Origin of the sequence: Methylomonas sp. MK1 (genome assembly GCF_000365425.1) — a bacterium.
Taxonomy (GTDB): Bacteria; Pseudomonadota; Gammaproteobacteria; order Methylococcales; family Methylomonadaceae; genus Methylomonas.
Genome location: NZ_AQOV01000001.1, coordinates 2,647,832 through 2,671,939, shown reverse-complemented (window position 1 = coordinate 2,671,939; position 24,108 = coordinate 2,647,832). Strand labels below are relative to the sequence as shown.

Genomic DNA, 24,108 nt, shown 5'->3' with positions numbered 1-24,108 from the left:
ACTGGAATCCGCCTGCCTGAGACGCTTGCAGTCAATCCTGATTATGGTTTACCCAATCGAACGGAATTTAGATGGAATCCGATAAACAATCGACAGAGCGCCAAGCCACCATTCTGTTAGTCGATGACGAGTCCATCAATCTGTCGGTTTTTGGGCAGTTTCTCGCGCCGTATTATCAGGTTTTGGTGGCTACCAGCGGGCAGAGAGCCTTGCAACTGGCGGGAGGCACGCCGAAGCCGGATTTGATTTTGTTGGATGTGATGATGCCCGATATGGATGGGTATGAAGTCATCGGCCAGCTAAAAGCCGATCCCAAAACCGGCGATATTCCGGTGATATTCGTGACCGCCTTGACCTCTGATCTGGAGGAAGAGCGGGGGCTGTCACTCGGTGCGGTGGATTACCTTTACAAGCCGTGTCATTTGTCGATTCTATTGGCCCGAATCAAAACCCAGCTGGAACTGAAGCATGCCCGCGATTGGCTGAAAGACCAAAATGCCTATCTGGAAACCGAAGTGCAACGCCGGCATCAGGAGAATGAGGCTGTGCATTTGCAATTATTGCAATCGGAAAAATTGGCGGCGATAGGGCAATTGGCGGCCGGCATCGCTCACGAAATCAATAATCCCATCGGTTTTGTCAATTCCAATTTGAATACGCTGAGCGGCTATTTACGCGATGTTTTTTGCGTGATGGATGCCAGTAACGCGGCCTTAGACGAAAATCCCTTATCGGCGGAGACGCTGCAAAGCTTGCGCGAGCTGAAACAAACCAAGCAGCTTGATTATTTACGTAACGATATTCCGGAATTGATCGCCGAATCCATGGAAGGCTTGTCGCGGGTGCGCGACATTATTCAGGATTTGAAGGATTTTGCGCATGCCGACAAAAACGATTGGGAATTGGGCGATTTGCACAAGGGATTGGATTCCACGTTGAATATCATCAACAACGAATTGAAGTACCATTGCACCGTACACAAGCAATACGGCGAGATACCGCAGATTTATTGTTTGCCTTCGCAATTGAATCAGGTGTTTATGAATTTACTGATTAACGCCGCGCACGCTATCGAGACCAAAGGCGATATTCTGATTAGTACGGGTTGCGCGGACCGGGATGTCTGGGTGGAAATCAGCGATAACGGCAAAGGTATTGACCCGGAGAACTTGCCGCGTTTGTTTGAGCCGTTCTTTACCACCAAGCCGGTCGGCAAGGGCACCGGCTTGGGGCTGTCGGTGTCGCAAAATATCGTCCGTAAGCATGGCGGTAGAATCGAAGTGACCAGCCAGCTTGGGCAGGGTAGCCGGTTTCGAGTCTGGCTGCCGATTCGGCCGCCGGAATTGGGGGCCGCCGAATAGTCTGGCTGTCTGGCGGTTTTTTAAAACCGAACTTGCAGAAGGGGCTTTACCTGCCAGACTATCTCATTAATAGATTACTGATATTGCAAAACCATGAACCAGGCAGACATTAAAATACTGATCGTCGACGACGAGCCGAACGTGCTTAAAGCGCTGACGCGTTTGCTGAAACAATACGAGCCTATTACCGCAATCAGCGGCGAGGAAGCGCTGTTGTTAGCGGAGGAACATAGCTTTGATTTGGTGATTTCCGATTACCGGATGCCGGGTATTAACGGTATCGACTTTTTGATTTTATTCAAGCGTATGCAGCCGGATGCAGTGCGCATTGTGTTGACCGGCTTTGCCGATCTGGAAGGCGCGCAGCACGCCATCAATGAGGCGGAAGTGTTTCGCTTTATCAACAAGCCCTGGAGTAATCTGGAAATCGTCAACGTCGTTGAGAATGGTCTGGCGCACAAGCGCATGTTGTTGGAAAACCGCGCCTTGGCCGATCAGGTGCGGGCGCAGCAAATACTCCTGAATGAAAAAGAAGCGATTATCAAAGCGCTGGAAGCCGAGGAGCCAGGTATCACTCAAGTCAATTGGGCGCAGGACGGTTCCATTATTCTCGACGACGAGGATTTGCAATAGTCAGAGGTCTTCCACCGCTCCCTCCTTCGCGTTAACTGAAGATTCTGGCGAATTAGGAGAATTTTTATAACCGGTAGCCCGTTTAGAGCCGAGTTACAGCTGTTCGGTACGTTCGTCATTACTAAAGGCATTGAAAAATTGCTTCGCGGTTCGGCCGTTTTTTGCGGCGTTCTGGTGGGCAAAGTCCAACGCGGCCTTGTGCAAAGCCTCACGGTTGCCGGGATAATCGACGAAATAGCTATCGACAATGTCCAAATAAGTCTGGGTATGTTGCGGATAAAAGGCCAGCCGTAAACCGAAGCGGTCGGACAGAGAGATTTTTTCCTCTATGGTGTCGGAATAATGCACCTCGTTGTCAACCAGCAGGGTATCCAGATTGTCGCGCATATGTTCCGGTAGCAGATGGCGGCGATTGGACGTGGCATAAAACAACACATTCTCAGGCGGCAGTTCGATAGAGCCTTCCAACACGCTCTTCAGCGGCTTGTATAGGGCATCGCCGTGCTCAAAAGACAGATCGTCGCAATAAATAATGAAGCGCTGATTGTGTTCTCGGATGTCATCGACGATTTCCGGCAGATACAGCAAATCTTGCTTATCGACTTCGATGACTCGTAAACCTTCGTGCAAATATTCGTTCAACAGGGCTTTTACCAGCGAAGATTTGCCTGTGCCGCGCGCGCCCCATAACAAGGCATTATTCGCCGGCAGTCCCGCCAGAAAACGCAGCGTGTTGTCTATCATTTGCTGCTTTTGCGGCTCTATGCCCAGCAGTTGGTCCAGCCGGATCGGATCGATTTGCCGAACGGGACGCAGAAACGCCTGGCGCTGGCGCCAAATTGCCGCATAGGTGTGGTTCCAATCTATCATCTGTGATCCTTGGCTGGGGCCGGTCGAAGTGCCGGTTTGTGTAAAGAAATGAATATTGTATAAATTTTAGACAATTTAACACCACTCTAAGCACAGCAACAACTTAGCGCGGCTTTTAACGGGTTGCCAACAGAGTTATCCACAGATTTTGTGGGAAAGTTATAGCTATTGTGGAAATGTGGCTACCCACTGTAGCCAGTATATGCCGCTTGTGCCGGTAACCAAGGACTGCTTAGACTTTATTTTAAGTCGCGGCTTGGGAGGTCGAGGCTCGTTTCTGCGCGATGATCGACTTATAATCGATTGTTATCATTTAAACGATAGCTATTGGCTATTTACGGGGTGGCTATGAATCTGCGGGATTTAAATTATTTAATCGCCGTTGCCGACTTGCGCAGCTTTGTGCAGGCGGCAGACCGTTGCTGCATCAGCCAGCCGACCTTGAGTACCCAGATAAAAAAGTTGGAAGACGAATTGGGTATCCAGATTTTCGAGCGCACCAATAAAAAAGTGCTGCCTACCGAGCTGGGTGAGCAGATCGTGGCGTCGGCAAGGCGCATCTTGAAGGAGCAAGACAATATCAAGGAACTGGCCGCTACAGCCCAGGACCCGCTGGCCGGTAACCTGCGCTTTGGCGCCTTTCCGACCTTGGCGACCTATTTGTTTCCGCCATTGGTACCCTTAATCAAGCAGGATTTACCACGCATCCGCCTGATTCTGGTCGAGGAAAAAACCGAGCAATTGTTACAGCAACTCCGCAGCGGACAGATGGATTGCGCCTTGCTAGCCTTGCCGATTTACGAGGACTTTCTGGAAAGCCAGGCCTTGTTTGAAGATGAGTTTTTGCTGGCGGTGGCGGACGGTCATCCGTTGGCGGCCAAGCCGCAAGTCGAGCCAGACGATCTAAACGGCGAACATTTACTGCTGCTTGAGGAAGGTCATTGCTTACGTGGGCATGCCCTGCAAATCTGCCAAACCATCGGTGCCGACGAAGAACAGGATCTTCGCGCCACCAGTCTGGAAACCTTGCGGCAAATGGTCCACGCCGGCACAGGCATTACCTTTATGCCGCGAATCGCCGTTCGCGAGGAACCGGGTATCCGCTATTTACCTTTCGCGGAGCCGGCGCCGAGCCGGACCATAGGCATGGTTTGGCGCAAAACCAGTGCCAGAGGGGAGCTGATTCGGCGCTTGAGCGGCTTGGTGCGGGATGCGGCTAAGGACATTTAGGTATACACCGCTGGCGTGGCGACTATTTTATTAGCAGTTAGTGAACCGACGGCCAAATGACATTTTCCACGAAAACCTTTGATGTTCTTTTGCTCTGTATGGCAGCCTGTCGGCTGCGAGTATTCGCTAGAAGTAAACTTGTATTTAGCCGAAAAAAGGCGGCCCTTGTCTCGTATGTCCGTTTAAAAACTGAGAGAGGTACATACTGCGGCATACTGGAGTAATCCCCGACGTGAAATTACAAATCGTCTAATATTCGCAAAGTCCTTAACCCTTATCGCGCCTGATAACAGCCTGATGCTTTGAATATTCGAAGGCGGAGATAAGAGGCGCGACAAAAATTGCGACTATTGCCACCAATGCCTTGAGTCTTATGGCCAAGCAAGCACGTTGCCCGATCTCAATGCCGGGCTTTTACCTTAGGAGTACCGACCATGAACAAAAAACAGTTATTACCTGTTGCTATCGCCCTGTTGACTTCGCAGCCGATTCTCGCCAGCGTGTCCAGTTCGTTCGATGTCGACAGCGAGAACTGGCAAATCGTCAGTTTTGCCGATTTCAGCCAGAACAATTATTCGATCATTGGTCAATACCAACCCAGTTACGTGTCAGGTGGTGGCAATCCCGGCAATTATCTCGCCGCCAGTGATCCGGACGGTGGCGATTTTACTTTTTCCGCTCCAGCCGCATTTTTAGGGTCGCAGACCAGCGCTATCGGGCTTTCCTACGATTTGACTTATCGCGATGGCGATGTCAACTGGCAAACCACCGATATTATGTTGGTCGGCAACGGTCTGCGCTTGCTATGGAAACGCAATCCGAACATCGTGCCAAACAGTGGCTGGACCCATATCGCCCTGAACTTCGCGCCCTCGTCGGAATGGCGACTGGACACCACAGACGGGGTGTTCGCCAGCCAAAGTGATTTTCATAATGTGCTGTCCGACTTGAGCGGGCTTTATATTCATGGGGAATATACCAACGGCATTTTTGAAACTGCAGGGCTGGATAATGTGGTATTGCAAACGGTGCCGTTGCCGGGGGCGTTTTGGTTATTTGGCGTGGGATTTGCGGGGTTTGGGTCGCGTATTCGTCGAGCGTAACGCGCTGACTCGTCATGTTGTTGTGTCGCTGGCGCAACGGCTGGTTTTGAAGTCGGGTCTCGGCCCGACAGCCGAGTAACTTTTCTTTGTTTGGCCAAAGAAAAGTCACCAAAAGAAAAGCCACCCGGATGCCGCTTTGGTCCTGCGCACCGAAGCTTTTGGCGGGGGTTGGCGAAAGGGGCTTCCTGCCCCTTCGCCAACGTGCGGCATCCCTGCCGCACCCCTTCGGGCTATTCCCACCAAAAGCTCCGGTGCTCGGCGCGGCATACGGGAGAAAACCCAAGTCGCGAAATTTGAAATTTGATCGGCGGATGGCGCTTCGCTTATCCGTCCGCAATACCTTTTAGCCTTAAGCGCCAAGCAATGCGCAATGCCGGCAAGCCAAAAAGCCGTGCGCGCAAGCTGAATAACTGCAATCGCAAGCCGCGATAATCTTGCGCGCCAGGTAAAAAGCCATTCGGTTAAGCCAATTCGGTTCGAACTCAAACCTACTCGACCTGGCGCGCAGGCCGACAAGCCGGTCGTGCAAGGTAAATAGCTTCAATCGCAAGCCTCGATAACCTTGCTCGCCAGGCAAAAAACTATTAGGGTAAGCCAAATCGCTTCAAACCCGAGCCTCCCGCCCTTGCGCGCAGGCCGACGAGCCATTCGCATACGGCAAATCGCTGCACACTAATAGCTTCCGGCTTTGCGCTAAAAGCCTTACGGCCTTGGGGAGGTAATAAGCAATATGAAATTCAAGGTATCGAGTAACGCGACCGATGCGCCTCCTAATGTCGGCAGTATCCTATGGGCGCATCTTATGGGCTTATTGACGCCCTACGGATTGAGACTTACGGCCTTGGATGAAATCAAAGGTTTGTTGAGAAAAAATAAGTAAAAACCTATTTAAGCGGGTTTTTTAAAGCTTTACCGCTTTAAAGCCCATAGCACTATCATCATGCTGCATTTGATAGAAAGAAGTACAGCCACAATAATCAGATGCTATTTTTTTAATAAAATCGATGTCTGATTTTGGAGTTCGTAGCCCAAAACAAATTTCATGTATTGAACTTGGATTAATAGGAAATGTTCCAGACGAATATTTAAGCAATCTAAACTCTGACTCATATCCCCATTCACTACTTTTATTAAATAAAAAAATATAAAGTAGAGCTTGTGTAATCTTTACAGGATCAAAATTACTACTAAACACCCCTGAAACATCGGGTGCTGCACAATACTGGACCATTCCCTTGGCAAGTAACTCGGCATTAGTAAAGTAATCCCCTGAAAAACTATATGTTACGCATAACCCTCGATGTTCATCAGCATAGTGAGACCACATAAGCGATTGTTTTTTAGTGATTTCACTACACATGGACACTGAAAACACACCAATATTCTCGAATTGGGACTTCCAATTTTCACCAAAACTTTTATTATCTAAAAAAGATAGTAAAAAATCCTTCTGCCTTTGATCTTTTTCCTTATGTATCGCACTAGAAATAATTTTATTGACATCCATTCTACAATCAAATGGGTCATTCAATTGACCTGGATTGGCGAAATAAATACTTGGGTTGACCAATGATTCAATAAGATATTTATTGATCGCTCTAAACTTTAGACAGCAAGCGTCTGACATAATATTAGCATCCCTACCTTATCAGAATTTGTGTATGAATTATTCGGCTGAAACTTGATCGACAGTCATAGTTTTAAGATTAAACAGACATTTTGTAGTTACTTTGACTTTACCACCAAACATATTGGCATATTTCGAGTCGTTATCTTGAATCAATATTTCACCAGTCTTAATATCAGAATCATTTTCGTAGAACGTTCCAAATGCTAGCCAGTTCCAATCGATTTCGAATTTGCTGTTTTTTTCAGCAGCTCGCTTACAAGCTGTTTTCATCGCACGATTTACGGAGGTGTTCAAATTAACAATATCAGCATTACTTTTGCACTTGCGCCAATCTTGGCTACACGATTCATTGTAAATTTGTTCTTCAGTAAGAGCAGGGGTTTCTGGCGTAGCTTGGGTTGATGTTCGATCAGGTGTTCCGAAAAATCCTAACAGGATCGATAGTGCCACAGCACCCCAAATTATCAAACCGCAAATCTTACCCAACCAGCCAACTTTCTGGGGCCGTTTGGTTGGGTTCTTTTCTCCGCAATTTGGACAAACAGTTGCGCTACTCGAAATTTCTTTTTTACAAAGATTACAGGGGGTTAATTTGGACGCCATATACAAATGCAGAAATGAATCAGGATAAAGGGCCGTAGGATTTGCTGAACAACGTGAAGCGCATCGTTCGCGATAGATGCGCCTTCTCACGTCGGCACATCCTACATTATAGAGTGGTATTTTTCATATTGGCGTTTTGCAGAATTCCGGGTTGGTTTTTCTCCCGTTATTCCGCCCCGAGCATCGCAGCTTTTGGCGGGATCAGCCCGTAGGGGAACGGCAGGGATGCCGCTCGTTTTCGGAGGGGCTGGGAAGCCCCTTCTGAAAACCCTCGTCAAAAGCGAGAAGCGCAGGATAAAGGCGGAATGTCGGGTGGCTTTTTCTTTGGATACTTTCTTTTGGCCAAGCAAAAGAAAGTATCTCGGCTGTCGGGCCGAGACCCGACATTAAATAAAACAGTCGCGATAGCGACACAAAATCACAATTTGTATAAACAAAAACTTGCTCTAACCGGTTTTTGTTTATACATTAATGACTCATGATCATTGAATTTGACCCTGCAAAAAGCGCCAGAAATATCCTCGAACGTGGCTTGAGCTTCGAGCGAGTGGCAGATTTTGACTGGTCTAGCGCCATTGCGACGGAAGATGTTCGTAAAGATTATCCGGAGCGACGTTTTGTTGCGATTGGTTATCTGGATGGGCGACTACATGTCCTATGTTTTACTCCCGTGACCGGTGGAATCCGCGTGATTAGTTTCCGAAAAGCAAATTTAAGAGAGGCCCGCAAATATGGCAAAACCATTACCGTTGACTGATGCAGACGGGGAAGTCCGAGAACTGACCGAAACCGATTTTAAACTGATGCGTCCCGCAGGCGAAGTGTTTGCCGAGCTATTTGGGGAGGAGCAGGCGGCTGAAATGCTTAAGTCCAGGGGCGGCCGGCCACGTAAGGATTCACCGAAAGTATTTACCGGGATTAGGCTGGATGTAGAGGTGCTGGAGGCTTTTCGTGCTAGCGGCAAAGGCTGGCAGACTAGGATGAACGATGCCTTGAAAGAATGGCTGAAGGATCATTCGCCCGCATAATTTGCAGGCCGGAAATACTTTCACTTATCCGGCCTCCGCGAGTTTGTTGATTAAATCCTAAACTCCGCCGACCGCGCATGCGCGGTCAAACTCTCCCCCCGCGCCAACACCGAAGCAATCTTGCCCAAATTCTGCGCGCCAACCGCCGAGCAATTGATCAAACTGCTGCGTTTTTGGAAGTCGTAAACCCCTAAAGGTGACGAGTAACGGGCTGTGCTGGAGGTGGGCAGGACGTGGTTGGGACCAGCGCAGTAATCACCCAGCGCTTCGGCGGTGAAACGGCCCATGAAAATGGCGCCGGCGTTATGGATTTGCTCGCACAAGGCTTCCGGTTCCGCTACGGACAACTCGAGATGTTCCGGAGCGATGCGATTGGCGACTTGCGCGGCTTCGGACAAGTTAGCGACTTTGATAAATGCGCCGCGACCGGTCAGCGAGGCGCGGATGATGTCGGCGCGTTCCATTTCCGGCAGCAGTTTATTGATGCTGGCTTCCACTTGCTGCAGAAACGCGGCATCGTCGCTGATCAAAATGGCTTGGGCGTTTTCGTCGTGTTCGGCTTGCGAGAACATGTCCATGGCAATCCAGTCCGGGTTGGTCTGGCCGTCGCAGATGATCAATATCTCGGACGGGCCGGCGATCATGTCGATGCCGACTTGGCCGAACACCAGCTTTTTGGCGGTGGCGACGTAGATGTTGCCGGGGCCGACGATTTTATCCACCGCCGGGATCGACTCGGTGCCGTAAGCCAAGGCCGCGACGGCTTGGGCGCCGCCAATGGTGAATACTTTATCGACGCCGGCGACATGCGCCGCCGCCAATACCAGCGCATTCGTCTCGCCGCGCGGGGTCGGGACCACCATAATCAGTTCGCCGACGCCGGCGACTTTGGCCGGAATCGCATTCATCAATACCGAGGATGGGTAAGCGGCTTTGCCGCCCGGCACATAGAGGCCGGCTTTATCCAGTGGCGTGACTTTTTGCCCCAACACAGTGCCGTCTATCTCGGTGAATTGCCAGGATTGCAGTTTTTGATGCTCGGCATAAGCACGGACTCGGTCGGCGGCGGTTTGCAAAGCAATGGCCTGGGTGCTGGGTAAGGTATCCCAGGCCTGTTGCAACGCAGTTCGGTCCAATTCCAGTTCGGCAGCGGTTTTAAAGGCGGTGCCGTCGAAGCGGTTGGTGTACTCCAGCAGCGCTTTGTCGCCACGTTTTTTTACGTCGGCGATGATGTCCAACACTCGTTTGTGTATTTCCAGATCGTCGCTGGCATCCCAGGCTAAGCGGGCTTGCAGTTGTTTTTCAAAGTCGATTGCCGCGCTATCAAGGCGGAGCATTTTTATAGCAGTCATGATTACGCCCTCTGGGCCAACGTGGTTTCGAACTGATCGATGAGTGCTTGAATGGCTTGATGTTTCATTTTCATCGCCGCTTTATTCACCACCAGTCGAGAGGTGATGTTGGCGATTAGTTCCCGCGGCTCCAGGCCGTTGGCTTTCAGGGTATTGCCGGTATCGACCAAATCGACGATGCAATCGGCCAAGCCGACCAACGGCGCCAGTTCCATCGAGCCGTAAAGCTTGATGATTTCGGCTTGAATGCCTAAGTTGGCATAGTAGCTCTGCGCGGTTTTCACGTATTTGGTGGCGACCCGCAAACGACCTTTTACTTCCGGCGCATTGACCGGGCCTGCAGTCATCAAGCGGCAACCGGCAATGCCCAAATCCAGCGGTTCGTAAAGGCTTTCCGCACCGTGCTCCATCAATACGTCCTTGCCGGCGATACCCATATCCGCCGCGCCGTATTCGACGAAAGTGGGGACGTCGGTGGCGCGGATGATCACCAACTGCACGTCGGGGCGGGTGGTTTGCAGAATCAGTTTGCGGCTTTTGTCCGGATCGTCGATCGGCGTGATGCCGGCCTGTTCCAGGAAGGGCAGGGCTTCTTCGTAAATACGGCCTTTGGATACGGCAATGGTCAACATGGCTTTGCGATAGTGTTAGTTAGGAACGCGGCGAATGGTGGCGCCCAGTTGCGACAGTTTTTCTTCGATGTGATCGTAGCCACGGTCGATATGGTAAATCCGGTCCACCAGGGTTTCGCCTTCTGCAACCAGTCCTGCCAAGACCAGGCTGGCGGACGCCCGTAAGTCGGTAGCCATCACCGGTGCGGCTTTTAACTGAGTACTACCGGTGCAGATAGCGGTATTCGATTCCAACCTGATTTGCGCGCCCATCCGTTGCAGTTCCTGGACGTGCATGAAGCGGTTTTCGAACACGGTTTCGGTGATCAGGCCCACGCCTTCGGCGACGGAATTCAACGCGGTGAATTGCGCCTGCATGTCGGTCGGGAAAGCCGGATAAGGGGCGGTGCGGACGGTAACGGCTTTGGGACGTTTGCCGTGCATATTCAGTTCGATCCAGTTTTCGCCGCAGGTGATGTCGGCGCCGGCTTCTTTTAATTTAACCAGTACTGCGTCCAAGGTGCTGGGGTCGGTGTTTTTCAGTTTGACATGGCCGCGGCTAATCGCGCCGGCCACCAGATAGGTGCCGGTTTCGATACGGTCGGGCAGGATGTCGTAATGCAAGCCTTCCACGCCCAGTCTTTCCACGCCTTCCACCGTCAGAATGTCGGTGCCGACGCCGGTAATTTTCGCGCCCATCTTGTTAAGAAAATGCGCCAAATCGGTGACTTCCGGTTCTTTCGCAGCGTTTTCGATAATGGTTATGCCTTCGGCTAGTGTCGCGGCCATCAGGATGTTTTCAGTACCGGTAACGGTGACTTTATCCAGTACCAGATGACAGCCTTGCAGGCGTTTGACCTTGGCGTGAATATAACCGGCTTCGACGGTAATGTCGGCGCCCATTTTGATCAGCGAGTCGATGTGAATATCCACCGGCCGAGTACCAATCGCGCAACCGCCGGGCAGCGAGACATAGGCTTCGCCGAAGCGGGCCAACAAGGGTCCCAATACCAGAATCGAGGCGCGCATGGTTTTCACCAGCTCGTAGGGTGCTTCGTATTTGTCGATAGTGCTGGTATCGACCTCGATGTTCATCTTTTCATCGACGGTCAGGCGCACGCCCATTTGTCCCAACAATTCCATGGTGGTGGTAATGTCGTGCAAATGCGGAATGTTGCCGACGCTAACCGGTACATCGGACAACAGAGTGGCGGCGAGAATAGGCAGAGCGGCGTTTTTGGCGCCGGAGATTCTCAGTTCGCCGTGCAGCGGTTGACCGCCGGTAATCAGTAATTTATCCATGGATTTTTATTGGTTTGTAAATTTGGAACGCAGCTTAATGCGTGTGGATTGCAAAATATTCGGTTTCGTCCAGGCCGCTGAGTTTGGCTAATGCCAGCAGCTGAGCCGGGATGTTCTTGAAAGACAGCTTGACCCGGCCCATCCGGCTGAGCCTGATCCATTCGATCATCAAGGCCAAACCGGCACTATCGGTGGTCTGTACCTTGGCCAGATCGATGCACATGCTATCCATGCCTTTCAAAAACTTAAAGGATTGCAAAGTTTGTTTGTCGATGCTGGCAAAAGTCAGGCTGCCTTCCACGGTAAAGTGGCCGGGAGACTGTTCGGTTAATGTCAGCTTGGACATTATTTGCCTTCCGCTTTGTTCAGCATGAATTTGCCTATCATTTCTTCCAACACAATCGCGGAGCTGGTGATGTCAATGGTGCTTTTATCCTTCAAAAATTCATCCGACGAACCCGGGTCCAGGCTAACGTACTGTTCACCTAGCAAGCCGGCGGTATAAATACTGACGCCGGAATCGCTGGGTAGGTTGTTGTATTGTGATTCGATGCGCATTTCCACGACGGATTCGTGGCTGTCCTTGTCCAATCGGATTGCTGAGACGCGGCCGATGCGCACGCCGGCTACCGACACCGGGGATTTGACTTTCAGGCCGCCGCTATTTTGAAAGTGGGCGATGACGGTATAGCTGTCGTCGCCGGTGTAGCTGCCGAGATTGCTGACTTGCAGCGCCATGTAAAACAAGGCGGCAATGCCGCTGGCGACAAAAAAACCGACCAGAGTGTCCTGGGTCTTGGAATGCTGCATGTTAAATGTCTCCAAACATGAGTGCGGTTAAAATGAAATCGAGTGCTAGAACCGAAAACGCGGAGTTAACGACAGTGCGAGTGGTGGCGCGGCTGACGCCCTCAGAAGTCGGAATCGCGTCGTAACCTTCGAATAAGGCTATCCAGGACACCACGAAACCGAACACCACGCTTTTCAGGATGCCGTTGATGATGTCTTCTTGAAAATCGATGCTGGCCTGCATTTGTGCCCAAAATGCGCCGTCGTCAACGCCAAGCATGCCCACGCCGACCAGATGGCCACCCATGATGCCGATGGCGCTAAACAAGGCCGCCAATAAAGGCATGGACAGAAAGCCGGCCAGGAAGCGCGGCGAAATAATGCGCTTGATCGGATCGACAGCCATCATTTCCATGCCGGATAATTGTTCGGTGGCCTTCATCAAGCCGATTTCGGCGGTCAAGGCCGAGCCGGCCCGGCCGGCAAACAATAGAGCCGATACCACAGGTCCCAGTTCGCGTACCAAAGAGGCGGCGACCATCACGCCCAGCGATTCCTCGGCGCCGAAGTCGGACAGAATGTTAAAGCCTTGCAAACCTAAAACCATGCCGACGAACAGGCCGGAGATGGTGATAATCAGAAATGACAAAACGCCAACCGAATACACCTGCTTTATCAGCAAGTTGGGGCGCAGCACTACATCACTGATGCCGGTCAAGGTGTGGCTCAGAAAAAACGAGGCGCGACCGAGCTTGGCAAAGCTGCTACGCGTGGTTTTTCCTAGATTTTGCAGAAATTGAAACATTGTTGAATACAAGGTGGTTATTTGCTGGCCAGCAGGTCGTCCAGGTAATCAGGCGCAGGATAGTGGAAGTGTACAGGGCCGTCAGCGTCGCCGTGCATAAACTGTTGCACCCACTCCGAATCGGACTGCTGTAACTCTTGTGGGGTACCCTGACCAATGATTTTGCCTCCAGACAATACATAAATGTAATCGGCGATGGCGGCGGTTTCCTGCACGTCATGCGAAACAATGATGCTAGTCAGGCCTAGAGTGGTGTTCAGCGACTTGATCAAGTGCACCAGTGCGCCCTTGGAAATTGGGTCCTGACCGGTAAACGGTTCGTCGTACATGATCATCAATGGGTCGAGGGCGATGGCTCGAGCCAGCGCAACTCGGCGAGCCATACCGCCCGACAACTCGTTGGGCATCAAATGCCGCGCGCCGCGCAGTCCCACCGCGTGCAGCTTCATCAACACTAAAGTGCGGATCATCGAGTCCGGTAAATGGGTGTGTTCGCGCATGGGGAACGCCACGTTGTCGTAGACGCTCATGTCCGTGAGCAGGGCGCCGCTTTGGAATAGCATGCCCATGCGTTTGCGCAATTCGTATAGTTCGCGAGTTTTCAGGCGGTGAACATTTTGCCCGTCCACATGTATTTGACCGCGATCCGGGGTCAACTGACCACCGATCAATTTCAATAGCGTGGTCTTGCCGGTGCCGCTGGGGCCCATGATAGCCGTGACTTTGCCGCGCTGAATTTCCAGGCTGACGGCGTCGAAAATTTTTCTGGGGCCTCTGGAAAAGCTCAAGTTACTAATCGAAACGATATTGTCTTCAGGACTTGCGCTATTGGCCATCTACCGGAATCAAAAGAGTTTTGGGATTGGGAACAGGCTATTTTCTATGACTGGCCGAGAATAAGTCAATGACTTGGGGTGAAAAGTCGGTTAATAACATGCAATAATGGTTCCTTTTTGTTTCGGTGCGTGGAGTTAATTTGCGTGGGTTGTGATCAAGACATACAGGCGTTGGCGTTGGCGGTGATTCAGACCGAAATGCAGGCGGTTGCCGGCTTGGCTGCACGCATCGATGAGCAATTTGTTAGCGCCTGCCGTTTGCTGCTGGCCTGTAAAGGCCGGGTGGTGGTCACTGGTATGGGCAAATCCGGGCATATTGCCGGTAAAATTGCCGCCACGCTTGCCAGTACCGGCACCCCGGCTTTTTTTGTGCATCCGGGAGAAGCCAGTCACGGCGATCTGGGCATGATTACCCGGCAGGACGTGGTGCTGGCTTTGTCCAATTCCGGCGAGACCGAAGAAATCCTGACGATATTGCCTATTATTAAGCGACTAGGCGTGCCGCTGATCGCGTTGACCGGCAATCCGGAATCGGCTTTGGCCCGGTTTGCCAGCGTACACATTAACGTTGCTGTCGAACAAGAGGCTTGTCCGTTGGGTTTGGCGCCGACCGCCAGCACCACCGCAGCATTGGTGATGGGCGATGCGTTGGCCGTGTCGCTATTGGAAACCAAGGGCTTTACCCGTGACGATTTTGCTTTATCGCATCCAGGCGGTAGCTTGGGTAAGCGCTTGTTGTTACAGGTTAACGACATCATGCACCGCGGTACTGAAGTGCCGGTGGTTACTGATAGCGTTTTAGTGAGCGATGCCTTGCTGGAAATGACCGGCAAGAAGCTGGGCATGACCGCAGTGGTCGATGGCGAAGGCCGGGTCGCCGGGATATTTACCGACGGTGACTTGCGACGCATGCTGGAAAAAAATCTGGATGTGCATGCGACATGCATCGCCGAAGTGATGACCGGTCCTTGTAAAGTGATCGATGTGGATATGTTGGCGGCGGAAGCCATGCAAATCATGGAAAGTAAAAAAATCAATGCCCTGCTGGTCGTCGACAGCCAACAGAAATTGTTGGGCGCGTTGAATATGCACGATTTGCTGCGGGCCGGCATAGTCTGAAGAGTGGCGAGTGATGTTCGATTTAAATTCCCAATTACTGAGTATTGTTAAGCAGCTAAAGCTGTTGATTTTGGATGTGGATGGCGTGCTGACCGACGGTCGTTTGTTTTTCGACGATAACGGCAAAGAATACAAATGTTTTCACGCCCGCGACGGGCACGGCATTAAATTGTTGCGTCAGACCGGTGTGGAAGTGGCGGTGATTTCCGGCCGCAAATCCAATTCGGTCGCGCTGCGTATGCAGAGTCTTGGGGTCGAGCTCGTCTACCAAGGTCACGAGAACAAGCGCGCGGCATTCGCGGAAATTTTGCAGCGTCTGGTCCTAACGCCGGAACAAGTGGCGTATATCGGCGATGATATTCTGGATTTGCCGGTTATGCGGCAAGTGGGCTTTGCGGTGGCGGTGCAAGATGCTAATTTCGTGCTAAAAAATTATGCTCATTGGCAAACCCATACTGCCGGCGGTTTAGGCGCGGTTCGGGAAGTATGCGATTTAATCATGCAAGTCCAAGGTAGCTTTGACGGCGTGCTGCAAACCTATTTATGACCGTACTGAAAAATCTACAGATTTTTATTTATGTCGGCTTGGCCGCATTGTTGTCATGGTGGCTGGTGCAGTTGAATGAGGAACGTGACGCGGAAATGAAAATTGCCGAGAATAGCCCGGATTTTTTTAGTTTGGGTTATTTCAAGAAAGAGATGAATATTGACGGCGTGCCGAAAAGCGAATTGGCCGCGGAAAAAATGCAGCACTTTAAAGCCGACGGCAGTACGCATCTGGAAAAGCCGGTGATGACTTTGTATAACCCCAACCAGATGCCTTGGCTGATCAAGGCCGACAGCGGCGTGATGGCGGCGGACGGCGATAATTTACAACTCAACGGTAGTGCTTATATCAATCGGGAAGCCTCGAAAACCAATTCGGCGCTGACCATCAATACATCGGATTTGCGGGTGAAACTCGCCAGCCATTATGCGGAGACACAGGCGTGGGCGGAGATCATCAGCCCGCCCAACAAAACGGCGGGAGTAGGAATGGAAGCGACTTTTGTTAGTCCGATTCACCTGAAATTGTTGTCCAAAGTGAAAGGTCGCTATGAAATTAAGTAAAATGGTCGGCGTAGGCCTGTTATTCTCGGTACGGATGGCGTTTGGTCTGGAGTCTGATTCCGAACAACCTATCTACATCGATTCGGATAATGCGGTTTACGACGAAAAGGCGCAGATCAGCACCTATACCGGCAATGTGGTCGCTACTCAAGGGACGATCAGAATCGATGGAGACAAGTTAGTGGTTTATCTGAAGGATGGCGCGATTATCAAATTGATTGCCACCGGTAAACCGTCGCGATTCAAACAGTTGCCGGCGGTTGGCAAGGAAGAAATGCACGGGGAAGGTTTGATCAACGAATTTTATCCCGACCAGAATTTGCTGAAATTTATGAAAAATGCCTCGGTCTGGCAGGGTGACGCCAAACAATCCAGTGAGTATATCGAGTACGATACCAAAAACTCCTTGCTGAAGGCTGGTGAGGCGCAATCCGACGGCAAGCGCGTGCACTCGGTTATTAAACCTAAGCCCAAGCAGGCGCAATAATGGCGCGATTGGTTGCGCAACAGCTGTTTAAACGCTACAACAACCGAAATGTGGTCGATGGGGTCAGCCTGCTGGTGGACACCGGGGAAGTAGTAGGTTTGCTGGGCCCGAACGGAGCCGGCAAAACCACCAGCTTTTACATGATGGTGGGTTTGGTCAAAGCCGATAGCGGCGAGATTTTTCTCGACGAGCAGCGCATCACGCATCATCCGATGCACCGGCGGGCGCGCTTGGGAATAGGTTATCTGGCGCAAGAGGCTTCGGTGTTCCGTAAGTTGAGTGTGGCCGACAATTTACGCGCGGTATTGCAGATTCGGGCCGATTTGACCGATGGGCAAATCGAGTTGTTGATTGACGAGTTACTGACAGAGTTTAATATCAACCACTTGCGGAATCAGGTGGCGCTGGGTTTGTCAGGCGGCGAACGGCGCCGGGTGGAAATTGCCAGGGCGCTAGCGAGCGAGCCGCAGTTTATCCTGCTGGACGAGCCGTTTGCCGGGGTCGATCCGATTTCAGTGCTGGAGCTGCAAAAAATCATTGCTCACTTGAAGCACCGTGGTATCGGTATTTTGATTACCGAGCACAAAGTGAGGGAGACATTGGAGATTTGTGATCGCGCTTATATTTTGAACAATGGGAAGGTTATCGCCGAAGGCCAGTCGCGCCAGTTGGTGGATAACGAAGAGGTGCGTAGAGTGTATCTGGGCGAGAAATTTAGTTTATGAAATTCGAATAGTCATGAAGCAATCTCTACAACTCCGTATCGGTCAGAGTCTGACCATGACGCCGCAATTGCAGCAGGCCATCAAGCTGTTGCAAATGTCGACTTTGGATTTACAACAGGAAATCCAGCAAGCCCTGGAATCCAACATGATGTTGGAGATCGATGAAGAGGAGCTGCCGAATCTCGAGTTCAGGGACAAAAAGCTGGAAAACACCGATCAGCAGACCAGCGAAGGGTCGCAAACGGATATGCCGGATGAGCTACCGGTCGATGTCAGTTGGGACGACGTTTACGAAAGTTCGTTGCCCAGCGGCGGCGATGAGGGCGATAGTCCGGAGTTTGAGGCCTTTCGCGGTAAGTCAGAGTCTTTACGCGATCATCTGGTCTGGCAGTTGGAGCTGATTCCGATCTCGGACCGCGACTATGCAATTGCCACCGCTATCATCGACGCCGTCAATGACGACGGTTATGTGACCAGCGAATTGACGGATATTTTCCAGGGCTTGCAGGATCAACTGGAAGGCTTGGAAATGGATGAGGTTTTGGCTGTGCTGCATATGGTGCAAAACTTTGACCCCGTCGGTGTGGCTGCGCTGGATTTGGCCGATTGTCTGGGCTTACAGCTACAGCAATTGCCGGTTACGACGCCTTATCGGTCGGAAGCTTTGGAGTTCGTGCATAGGCATTTGGATTTATTGGCCAGTTGCGACCAAGCCCGGTTGATGAAACGGGTTGGCTTGACTGAGGACGTGATGAAAGGCGTGCTGGCGCTGATTCGCACCCTGGACCCCAAACCTGGAGCACGCTTGCAGGATTCGGACGTCGAATATGTGGTGCCGGATGTGTTTGTTGCCAAAGTGAATGGGCAGTGGCAGGTTAATCTGAACCCGGAGATAGCGCCCAAATTGCGCGTCAATCCTTTTTATTCCGGGATGATCAAACGTGCCGACAATAGCCATGACAATGTCAGCATGAAAAACCATCTACAGGAAGCGCGCTGGTTTATTAAAAGTCTGCATAGTCGTAACGACACCTTGTTGCGCGTGGCGAGAAGCATTGTCGAAAAACAAGGCGATTTTTTCGAGCACGGAGCGATTGCGATGAAGCCGATGGTCTTGCGCGATATTGCCGAGGAATTGGAATTGCACGAATCGACGATCTCTCGGGTCACCACGCAAAAATACATGCACACCCCGCACGGTGTGATCGAGTTTAAATATTTTTTCTCCAGCCATGTCAGTACCGATGGCGGGGGAGAGTGTTCGGCGACCGCGATTCGGGCGCTGATAAAAGAGTTGGTCGGCAGTGAAAACCCGGCCAAGCCATTGAGCGATAGTAAAATATCGGACTTATTGAATGAGAAGGGCATTAATGTCGCGCGCCGCACCATTGCCAAATATCGGGAAGCGATGTCCATTCCTTCAACCAGCCAGCGGAAAAGGCACATTTGATCAATCTGGAAGAATAATTTTTAAAAACAGGAGTATTCCATGCAAGTCAGTATCACAGGTCATCACGTAGAAGTCACCGAAGCATTAAAAGCCTACGTGGATGAAAAAATTAGCAAAATCAAACGTCATTTCGACAATGTCGTTGATGTTCACGTCATTTTGACCGTTGAGAAGCTTGAGCAAAAAGCCGAAGCAGCCGTGCAAATCAGTGGCGCCAAACTGTATGCCGAAGATGTACAAGAAGATATGTACGCGGCTATCGACAATATGGTCGACAAACTCGATAGACAAATCGTCAAACATAAAGAAAAAAATCAGAACCATCGTTAAGTTGAGGTCGAGCGGTACAGAGTGGATAAGGTAATTTGCTCTGTATCGGTTTGGATATGAAACTAGTCATTGTTAGCGGCTTATCGGGATCGGGCAAGAGTATCGCCCTGGATACGTTGGAAGATTGCGGCTATTACTGTATCGACAATCTTCCCGTGACCTTACTTGAGGATTTTGTCGATCATGTGATGCTGAAAGACCCGGCCACCTACAGTAAAACCGCTATCGGTATCGATGCCAGAAACCGTAACCAGAAGTTGGCAGATTTTCCGGATAGTCTGAGTTTTATTCGCAGCAAAGGTATCGATTGCGAATTGGTTTATATGGAGGCAGACGAGAATATTATTCTGAAGCGTTACAGTGAAACGCGCCGCCGCCATCCGTTGACGACCGAAAGCCGGCCGCTGCGTGAGGCTCTGGAAATCGAACGGGAAATGCTGCGGCCGGTGGCGACGCGTGCCGACATAGTCATCGATACCAGTTACACCCACTATCATCAGTTACGGGATTTACTGAAAAACCGTTTGGGTGAAAAGGGCAAAAGTTCTTTGTCGATTTTGTTTCAGTCTTTCGGTTTTAAATACGGTATTCCGTTGGATGCCGACTTTGTGTTCGATGCCCGCAGTTTGCCCAATCCCTATTGGGCGCCGGAGTTGCGAGGATTGACCGGCAAACACACCGAGGTCATCGATTTTTTGCAGAACGAAGTGATCGTCAAAGAGTTTCTGCATGATATAGGTTATTTCATCGGTCGCTGGGCGCCGCGCTTCGAGTCGGATAATCGCAGTTATTTAACCATAGCGATCGGTTGTACCGGCGGTCAACATCGTTCGGTTTACTTGGTTGAGGCATTAAGTAAGCACTTTCAAACTATTACTCCTAACGTTATCGTCAGGCATCGGGAATTGCGTTAACGCAACTATCCAGCCCAATTTCTTGGTTTTTACCCATGACATCAGCAGCAAAGCTTGAAAATACCGAGCATCTTTTAGATCGCGCCATCGAAGTGCTGGCAAAAGACTCTCTGATCGAGATTAGGAACTTAGTTCGTTCCTTATACCCGGCGGAAGCGGCGCATATTCTCGAGTCTTTAGAGCCGGAGCTGCGCGCCAAGCTGTGGGCTGTGATGCCGCCCAGCGTGATCGGCGAAATTCTGGTTGAGATAAATGTCGAAGTGGGCAGCAGCTTGCTGAAAATCACCGATAGAAAAGATTTGATAGCCGCTACCGAATCCATGGGTGCTGACGGCATGGTCGATCTGCTGCATGTATTGCCCGAGCCGTTGCTGTCGCAAGTAATGGAATCGATCGGCGTACATAACCGCAATCGCATCGAAAAGGCGCTTAGCTACGACGAGCATACCGCCGGCGGCTTGATGTCTGACGACGTCTTAACCATTCGCGCCGATGTGACGCTGGATGTGGTGACGCGTTATTTACGCTTGCGCGGGAATATGCCGGCCGCTACAGACAGCCTAATCGTGGTGGATCGCAAAGAGCAGTTTCAGGGCTTGTTGCCGATTAATCAATTGTTGACGCACGACCCGCATACCAAAGTTGAGTCGATTATGGATACCCGTACCTCAGGTATTCCCTACGGTATGCCTAGTCGCGACGTTGCGGGTTTGTTCGAGCGGCGGAAATTGTTGTCCGCGCCCGTATTGGCGGATGACGGCAAGGTATTGGGGCGCATCACTATCGACGATGTCGTCGGTTTGATTCGCGAAGAAGCCAATCACTCATTAATGAGCATGGCCGGCTTGAGCGAAGAGCAGGATATGTTTGCGCCGGTATTTAGTAGCGCCAAGCGCCGTGCGCTCTGGTTGGGCGTGAATTTGCTTACCGCGTTCCTGGCCGCTTCGGTCATCGATTTGTTTGAGGCCACCATTCAGCAGATCGTCGCGTTGGCGGTATTGATGCCGATTGTCGCCAGTATGGGCGGTATCGCCGGCAGTCAGACGTTGACGCTGGTGGTCAGGGGTTTAGCCTTGCGGCAGGTCACTACCAGCAATGCTTTGAGTCTTTTGTTTAAAGAGGTCTCCGTGGGTCTGTTAAACGGTTTGGTATGGGCTGTTGTGGTGGCGGTAGTGGCCGGGCTGTGGTTCCATAATCCGCATATCGGTATGTTGCTTGGTGTGGCGATGTTGATCAATTTGGTATGCGCGGCTTTATCCGGCGTGGCGATTCCGGTGTTGTTGGACAAGATCGGTGTGGATCCCGCTCTGGCTGGCGGTGTGTTACTGACCACCGTTACCGATGTGGTTGGATTCATGGCATTTTTGGGCTTGGCAACCTTGTTTTTACTGTAAGGAACTGTGCTTTTTGTCACGGAAAATGATAGTATTTCGGACATTCAGTAGCGGATTTTCCAAACTCGATGTCAACCGGCGCACCTACTTCGCAAAAAACAGCTTTGGAGTTTAAAAGCACGTCTCTGACGGTGCCGGTGTTGCTGTTAGCCAGTAACGACATCTCTCTGATTGATCAACAGCTCAAGGAAAAGGTGGTTCAGGCCCCCGAGTTTTTTAAAAACTCGCCATTGCTGATCGATCTGCAAAAACTTAACGCTCAAAACCAGCCAATTGATTTCACCGAAATAGTCGCTATCGTGCGGCAGCACGGCTTCATGCCGATAGGGCTGCGTGGCGGTAACGAACAACAGAACGGCGATGCCTTGGCTATGAATTTGCCTCAGCATTCCCTGCACGGCAGCAACGCGCCCCTGGTCAACAAAGCGCCGGCAAAAACGTTGCCGACACCCGCGCCGGAAGAGCAAAAGCAAGCGAGTCAATCAATAGAAAATAAGTTAGTCACCCAGCCGATACGCTCGGGTCAGCGGGTTTATGCCAAAGGCGACTTGATCGTCACCGCAACCGTTAGTGCCGGCGCGGAAATCATGGCGGAAGGTAATATTCATATATACGGCTCCTTACGTGGACGAGCGTTAGCCGGTGTGCTGGGTAACGTCAATAGCCGTATTTTTTGTTCGGATTTGCAAGCTGAACTGATTTCGATAGCCGGCATTTACCAGCTCAGCGACGACTTGAGCAAGTATCCCGCGCACAAGCCGGTACAGATCAGTCTGGATAACCAGACTCTGATTATCAAAGATATTTAAGCTTTTCTTGGAGGAACAACATTGGCCAGAATTATCGTAGTAACATCGGGAAAAGGTGGTGTGGGCAAAACCACAACCAGCGCCGCTATCGCGATGGGCTTAGCGAAGCGTGGGCATAAAACCGCTGTGATCGATTTCGATGTGGGGCTGCGTAATCTCGACTTAATCATGGGATGCGAGCGTCGCGTGGTTTATGATTTGGTTAATGTCATCAACAACGAAGCCACCTTAAATCAGGCCTTGATCAGAGACAAGCGTTGCGACCAGTTATTTATATTGCCGGCATCGCAAACCCGTGATAAAGATGCCTTAACAACAGAAGGCGTCGGCAAGATTCTGGAAGAGCTGTCCAAAGACTTTAAATACATCGTTTGTGACTCACCGGCAGGAATAGAGCGCGGTGCTACACTTGCCATGTACTTCGCTGACGATGCGTTTGTGGTGACGAATCCGGAAGTCTCATCGGTCAGGGATTCAGATCGGATGCTGGGTATTTTGTCCAGCAAATCGCGCCGCGCCGAGAATGGCGAAGAGCCGATCAAGGAATATTTGTTGTTATCGCGCTATTCGCCGGATCGGGTGAAATTGGGCGAGATGCTCAGCGTTGACGATGTACAGGAAATTTTGTCGCTACATTTGTTGGGCGTTATCCCCGAGTCCAAGTCTGTGTTGAATGCGTCAAACTCCGGTACGCCGGTCATTCTCGACGAGCAAAGCGATGCAGGTCAGGCTTATGCGGACATCGTGGCGCGTTACTTGGGCGAAACCAAACCACATCGTTTTATTGAGGAAGAGAAAAAGGGCTTATTGAGTAAGCTATTCGGGAGCAAGTGATGAGTCTCTTAGATTATTTCAGATCCTCGAAAACCAATACGGCATCGCTGGCCAAGGAAAGATTGCAAATTCTGGTCGCGCATGAGCGCGCATCCAGAAATCAGCCGTCCTATTTGCCCGAGTTGCAACAAGAATTGTTGGCGGTGATCCGTAAATATGTCAATGTCGGGCAGGATGCCATTACCGTTAATTTTGAACAGGATGGAAACCAGGAAACCCTGGAACTTAATATTGTGCTGCCTGATGAGCGTTAGTTGTGCTGACTGGTTTTTGCTGCGGCTTATGCCGCGTGAGGCTGGATAGCACGACTAAAACCCCCCGATTTTTTTTGTTGTTTAAATGATGAGGAGTTGAAATGGTGGATACAATTGGCGAAGCAGCTGGAGCAGTCTGGCAATATTTGCATACGCATGGCGAAGCTAGCGTTAATAAAGTCACAACCGAAACCGGCTTGGGTAAGAACGACGTACAGCGAGCTATCGGTTGGCTGGCTAAAGAAGACAAACTTAATATTGAAATGAAAGGCCGCGTAGAAACCCTTTCATTGAAGTAAAAGTTTTCCCGCAACCTGCTTAAGGTTGAGCTAAGCGTGGCGACATTCAATACCGGCTCTTTACCGGTTTGAGCGTCGCCGGGGTTTGCCCTTGGGCGGGTTCCTAAATGCCGCTGTGTTTTGTTGGTAAATCTGTTACCTGACAGGAATGCGTGGCCCGCTTAGACACGCGCCAGGCGCTCTGTCGAAATCAGATACCGTACAAACGCATTTTAATTTGCCGACGGAAT

At 50.9% G+C, this 24,108-nt stretch carries 29 protein-coding genes; 19 read left to right on the top strand and 10 right to left on the bottom strand.

What is annotated here, in order from left to right:
* The first annotated feature begins 71 nt into the window (after nucleotides 1-71).
* Both G006_RS0112700 and G006_RS0112695 read left to right on the top strand, forming a co-directional pair.
* Nucleotides 72-1,361, top strand: a complete 1,290-nt coding sequence (locus tag G006_RS0112700; protein ID WP_020483575.1) for an ATP-binding protein — start codon at nucleotides 72-74, stop codon at nucleotides 1,359-1,361.
* A gap of 93 nt (nucleotides 1,362-1,454) precedes the next feature.
* A complete protein-coding gene (locus G006_RS0112695; protein ID WP_020483574.1) occupies nucleotides 1,455-1,994 on the top strand; it encodes a response regulator in 540 nt (179 codons plus the stop codon).
* Between the two features lie 93 nt (nucleotides 1,995-2,087).
* Here the strand turns inward: G006_RS0112695 and G006_RS0112690 are convergent, their stop codons facing one another.
* Nucleotides 2,088-2,864: an ATP-binding protein gene (locus G006_RS0112690; protein WP_020483573.1), complete on the bottom strand. Its 777-nt coding sequence runs from the start codon at nucleotides 2,862-2,864 to the stop codon at nucleotides 2,088-2,090.
* A gap of 348 nt (nucleotides 2,865-3,212) precedes the next feature.
* Between G006_RS0112690 and G006_RS0112685 the strand changes: the two genes are divergently transcribed.
* Nucleotides 3,213-4,094: a LysR substrate-binding domain-containing protein gene (locus G006_RS0112685; protein WP_020483572.1), complete on the top strand. Its 882-nt coding sequence runs from the start codon at nucleotides 3,213-3,215 to the stop codon at nucleotides 4,092-4,094.
* 434 nt (nucleotides 4,095-4,528) lie between these two features.
* Nucleotides 4,529-5,197, top strand: a complete 669-nt coding sequence (locus G006_RS0112680) for a laminin B domain-containing protein (protein ID WP_020483571.1) — start codon at nucleotides 4,529-4,531, stop codon at nucleotides 5,195-5,197.
* A 901-nt stretch (nucleotides 5,198-6,098) separates the two neighbouring features.
* Here G006_RS0112680 and G006_RS0112665 read toward each other — a convergent pair.
* Both G006_RS0112665 and G006_RS0112660 read right to left on the bottom strand, forming a co-directional pair.
* Entirely contained in the window at nucleotides 6,099-6,824 is a 726-nt protein-coding gene (locus G006_RS0112665) for a DUF2971 domain-containing protein (RefSeq protein WP_081607933.1), read from the bottom strand.
* A 39-nt stretch (nucleotides 6,825-6,863) separates the two neighbouring features.
* Entirely contained in the window at nucleotides 6,864-7,430 is a 567-nt protein-coding gene (locus tag G006_RS0112660) for a hypothetical protein (protein ID WP_020483567.1), read from the bottom strand.
* Nucleotides 7,431-7,908: 478 nt separating this feature from the next.
* On the opposite strand from G006_RS0112660, the gene G006_RS27820 reads away from it, so the two are divergent.
* Nucleotides 7,909-8,187: a BrnT family toxin gene (locus G006_RS27820; RefSeq protein WP_020483566.1), complete on the top strand. Its 279-nt coding sequence runs from the start codon at nucleotides 7,909-7,911 to the stop codon at nucleotides 8,185-8,187.
* On the top strand, nucleotides 8,162-8,458 hold the full coding sequence (locus G006_RS0112655) for a BrnA antitoxin family protein (RefSeq protein WP_033193928.1): 297 nt from the start codon (nucleotides 8,162-8,164) through the stop codon (nucleotides 8,456-8,458). Before G006_RS27820 ends, G006_RS0112655 begins: the two co-directional genes overlap by 26 nt.
* A 50-nt stretch (nucleotides 8,459-8,508) precedes the next feature.
* On the opposite strand, the gene hisD is transcribed toward G006_RS0112655, so the two are convergent.
* From hisD to G006_RS0112620, 7 genes are read right to left on the bottom strand one after another with little or no spacing between them, the layout of a single operon-like run.
* Nucleotides 8,509-9,810 (bottom strand): histidinol dehydrogenase, encoded by a 1,302-nt coding sequence (hisD, locus tag G006_RS0112650; RefSeq protein ID WP_020483564.1) that lies wholly within the window; start codon nucleotides 9,808-9,810, stop codon nucleotides 8,509-8,511.
* A 2-nt stretch (nucleotides 9,811-9,812) separates the two neighbouring features.
* On the bottom strand, nucleotides 9,813-10,442 hold the full coding sequence (hisG, locus tag G006_RS0112645; protein ID WP_020483563.1) for an ATP phosphoribosyltransferase: 630 nt from the start codon (nucleotides 10,440-10,442) through the stop codon (nucleotides 9,813-9,815).
* 15 nt (nucleotides 10,443-10,457) lie between these two features.
* A complete protein-coding gene (murA, locus tag G006_RS0112640) occupies nucleotides 10,458-11,723 on the bottom strand; it encodes a UDP-N-acetylglucosamine 1-carboxyvinyltransferase (RefSeq protein WP_020483562.1) in 1,266 nt (421 codons plus the stop codon).
* A gap of 34 nt (nucleotides 11,724-11,757) precedes the next feature.
* Nucleotides 11,758-12,069, bottom strand: a complete 312-nt coding sequence (locus tag G006_RS0112635; protein WP_020483561.1) for an STAS domain-containing protein — start codon at nucleotides 12,067-12,069, stop codon at nucleotides 11,758-11,760.
* Nucleotides 12,069-12,533 carry an outer membrane lipid asymmetry maintenance protein MlaD gene (gene mlaD / locus G006_RS0112630; protein ID WP_020483560.1) on the bottom strand — a complete coding sequence of 155 codons (465 nt, stop codon included), beginning with the start codon at nucleotides 12,531-12,533 and terminating at the stop codon, nucleotides 12,069-12,071. Before mlaD ends, G006_RS0112635 begins: the two co-directional genes overlap by 1 nt.
* Nucleotide 12,534: 1 nt before the next feature.
* Entirely contained in the window at nucleotides 12,535-13,317 is a 783-nt protein-coding gene (gene mlaE / locus G006_RS0112625; RefSeq protein WP_020483559.1) for a lipid asymmetry maintenance ABC transporter permease subunit MlaE, read from the bottom strand.
* A gap of 17 nt (nucleotides 13,318-13,334) precedes the next feature.
* The gene (locus G006_RS0112620; RefSeq protein ID WP_020483558.1) at nucleotides 13,335-14,153 is read right to left on the bottom strand and encodes an ABC transporter ATP-binding protein; all 819 of its coding nucleotides are present in this window, start codon (nucleotides 14,151-14,153) and stop codon (nucleotides 13,335-13,337) included.
* Between the two features lie 144 nt (nucleotides 14,154-14,297).
* Between G006_RS0112620 and G006_RS0112615 the strand changes: the two genes are divergently transcribed.
* The 13 genes from G006_RS0112615 (at nucleotide 14,298) to G006_RS0112555 (ending at nucleotide 23,878) form a co-directional block, all read left to right on the top strand.
* Nucleotides 14,298-15,272, top strand: a complete 975-nt coding sequence (locus G006_RS0112615; protein ID WP_020483557.1) for a KpsF/GutQ family sugar-phosphate isomerase — start codon at nucleotides 14,298-14,300, stop codon at nucleotides 15,270-15,272.
* Between the two features lie 13 nt (nucleotides 15,273-15,285).
* Nucleotides 15,286-15,819: a 3-deoxy-manno-octulosonate-8-phosphatase KdsC gene (kdsC, locus tag G006_RS0112610; RefSeq protein ID WP_020483556.1), complete on the top strand. Its 534-nt coding sequence runs from the start codon at nucleotides 15,286-15,288 to the stop codon at nucleotides 15,817-15,819.
* On the top strand, nucleotides 15,816-16,382 hold the full coding sequence (gene lptC, locus G006_RS0112605; RefSeq protein WP_020483555.1) for an LPS export ABC transporter periplasmic protein LptC: 567 nt from the start codon (nucleotides 15,816-15,818) through the stop codon (nucleotides 16,380-16,382). The genes kdsC and lptC overlap by 4 nt, the downstream gene beginning before the upstream one ends.
* Entirely contained in the window at nucleotides 16,369-16,869 is a 501-nt protein-coding gene (gene lptA / locus G006_RS0112600; RefSeq protein ID WP_020483554.1) for a lipopolysaccharide transport periplasmic protein LptA, read from the top strand. The genes lptC and lptA overlap by 14 nt, the downstream gene beginning before the upstream one ends.
* Nucleotides 16,869-17,594, top strand: coding sequence for an LPS export ABC transporter ATP-binding protein (gene lptB, locus G006_RS0112595; protein WP_020483553.1), 726 nt, complete (start codon nucleotides 16,869-16,871; stop codon nucleotides 17,592-17,594). The genes lptA and lptB overlap by 1 nt, the downstream gene beginning before the upstream one ends.
* A gap of 13 nt (nucleotides 17,595-17,607) precedes the next feature.
* Complete coding sequence (locus G006_RS0112590; protein ID WP_020483552.1) at nucleotides 17,608-19,044, top strand: RNA polymerase factor sigma-54; 1,437 nt, start codon at nucleotides 17,608-17,610, stop codon at nucleotides 19,042-19,044.
* A gap of 39 nt (nucleotides 19,045-19,083) precedes the next feature.
* Nucleotides 19,084-19,374 (top strand): ribosome hibernation-promoting factor, HPF/YfiA family, encoded by a 291-nt coding sequence (gene hpf, locus G006_RS0112585; RefSeq protein ID WP_020483551.1) that lies wholly within the window; start codon nucleotides 19,084-19,086, stop codon nucleotides 19,372-19,374.
* A 56-nt stretch (nucleotides 19,375-19,430) separates the two neighbouring features.
* Entirely contained in the window at nucleotides 19,431-20,288 is an 858-nt protein-coding gene (gene rapZ / locus G006_RS0112580) for an RNase adapter RapZ (RefSeq protein WP_020483550.1), read from the top strand.
* A gap of 35 nt (nucleotides 20,289-20,323) precedes the next feature.
* Nucleotides 20,324-21,682, top strand: coding sequence for a magnesium transporter (gene mgtE / locus G006_RS0112575; protein WP_020483549.1), 1,359 nt, complete (start codon nucleotides 20,324-20,326; stop codon nucleotides 21,680-21,682).
* Nucleotides 21,683-21,750: 68 nt separating this feature from the next.
* Complete coding sequence (gene minC / locus G006_RS0112570) at nucleotides 21,751-22,491, top strand: septum site-determining protein MinC (protein ID WP_020483548.1); 741 nt, start codon at nucleotides 21,751-21,753, stop codon at nucleotides 22,489-22,491.
* A 21-nt stretch (nucleotides 22,492-22,512) separates the two neighbouring features.
* On the top strand, nucleotides 22,513-23,325 hold the full coding sequence (gene minD, locus G006_RS0112565; protein ID WP_026147021.1) for a septum site-determining protein MinD: 813 nt from the start codon (nucleotides 22,513-22,515) through the stop codon (nucleotides 23,323-23,325).
* Nucleotides 23,325-23,579: a cell division topological specificity factor MinE gene (gene minE / locus G006_RS0112560; protein ID WP_020483546.1), complete on the top strand. Its 255-nt coding sequence runs from the start codon at nucleotides 23,325-23,327 to the stop codon at nucleotides 23,577-23,579. Before minD ends, minE begins: the two co-directional genes overlap by 1 nt.
* Nucleotides 23,580-23,680: 101 nt before the next feature.
* Nucleotides 23,681-23,878 carry a winged helix-turn-helix domain-containing protein gene (locus G006_RS0112555; RefSeq protein WP_020483545.1) on the top strand — a complete coding sequence of 66 codons (198 nt, stop codon included), beginning with the start codon at nucleotides 23,681-23,683 and terminating at the stop codon, nucleotides 23,876-23,878.
* Nucleotides 23,879-24,108 lie beyond the last annotated feature (230 nt).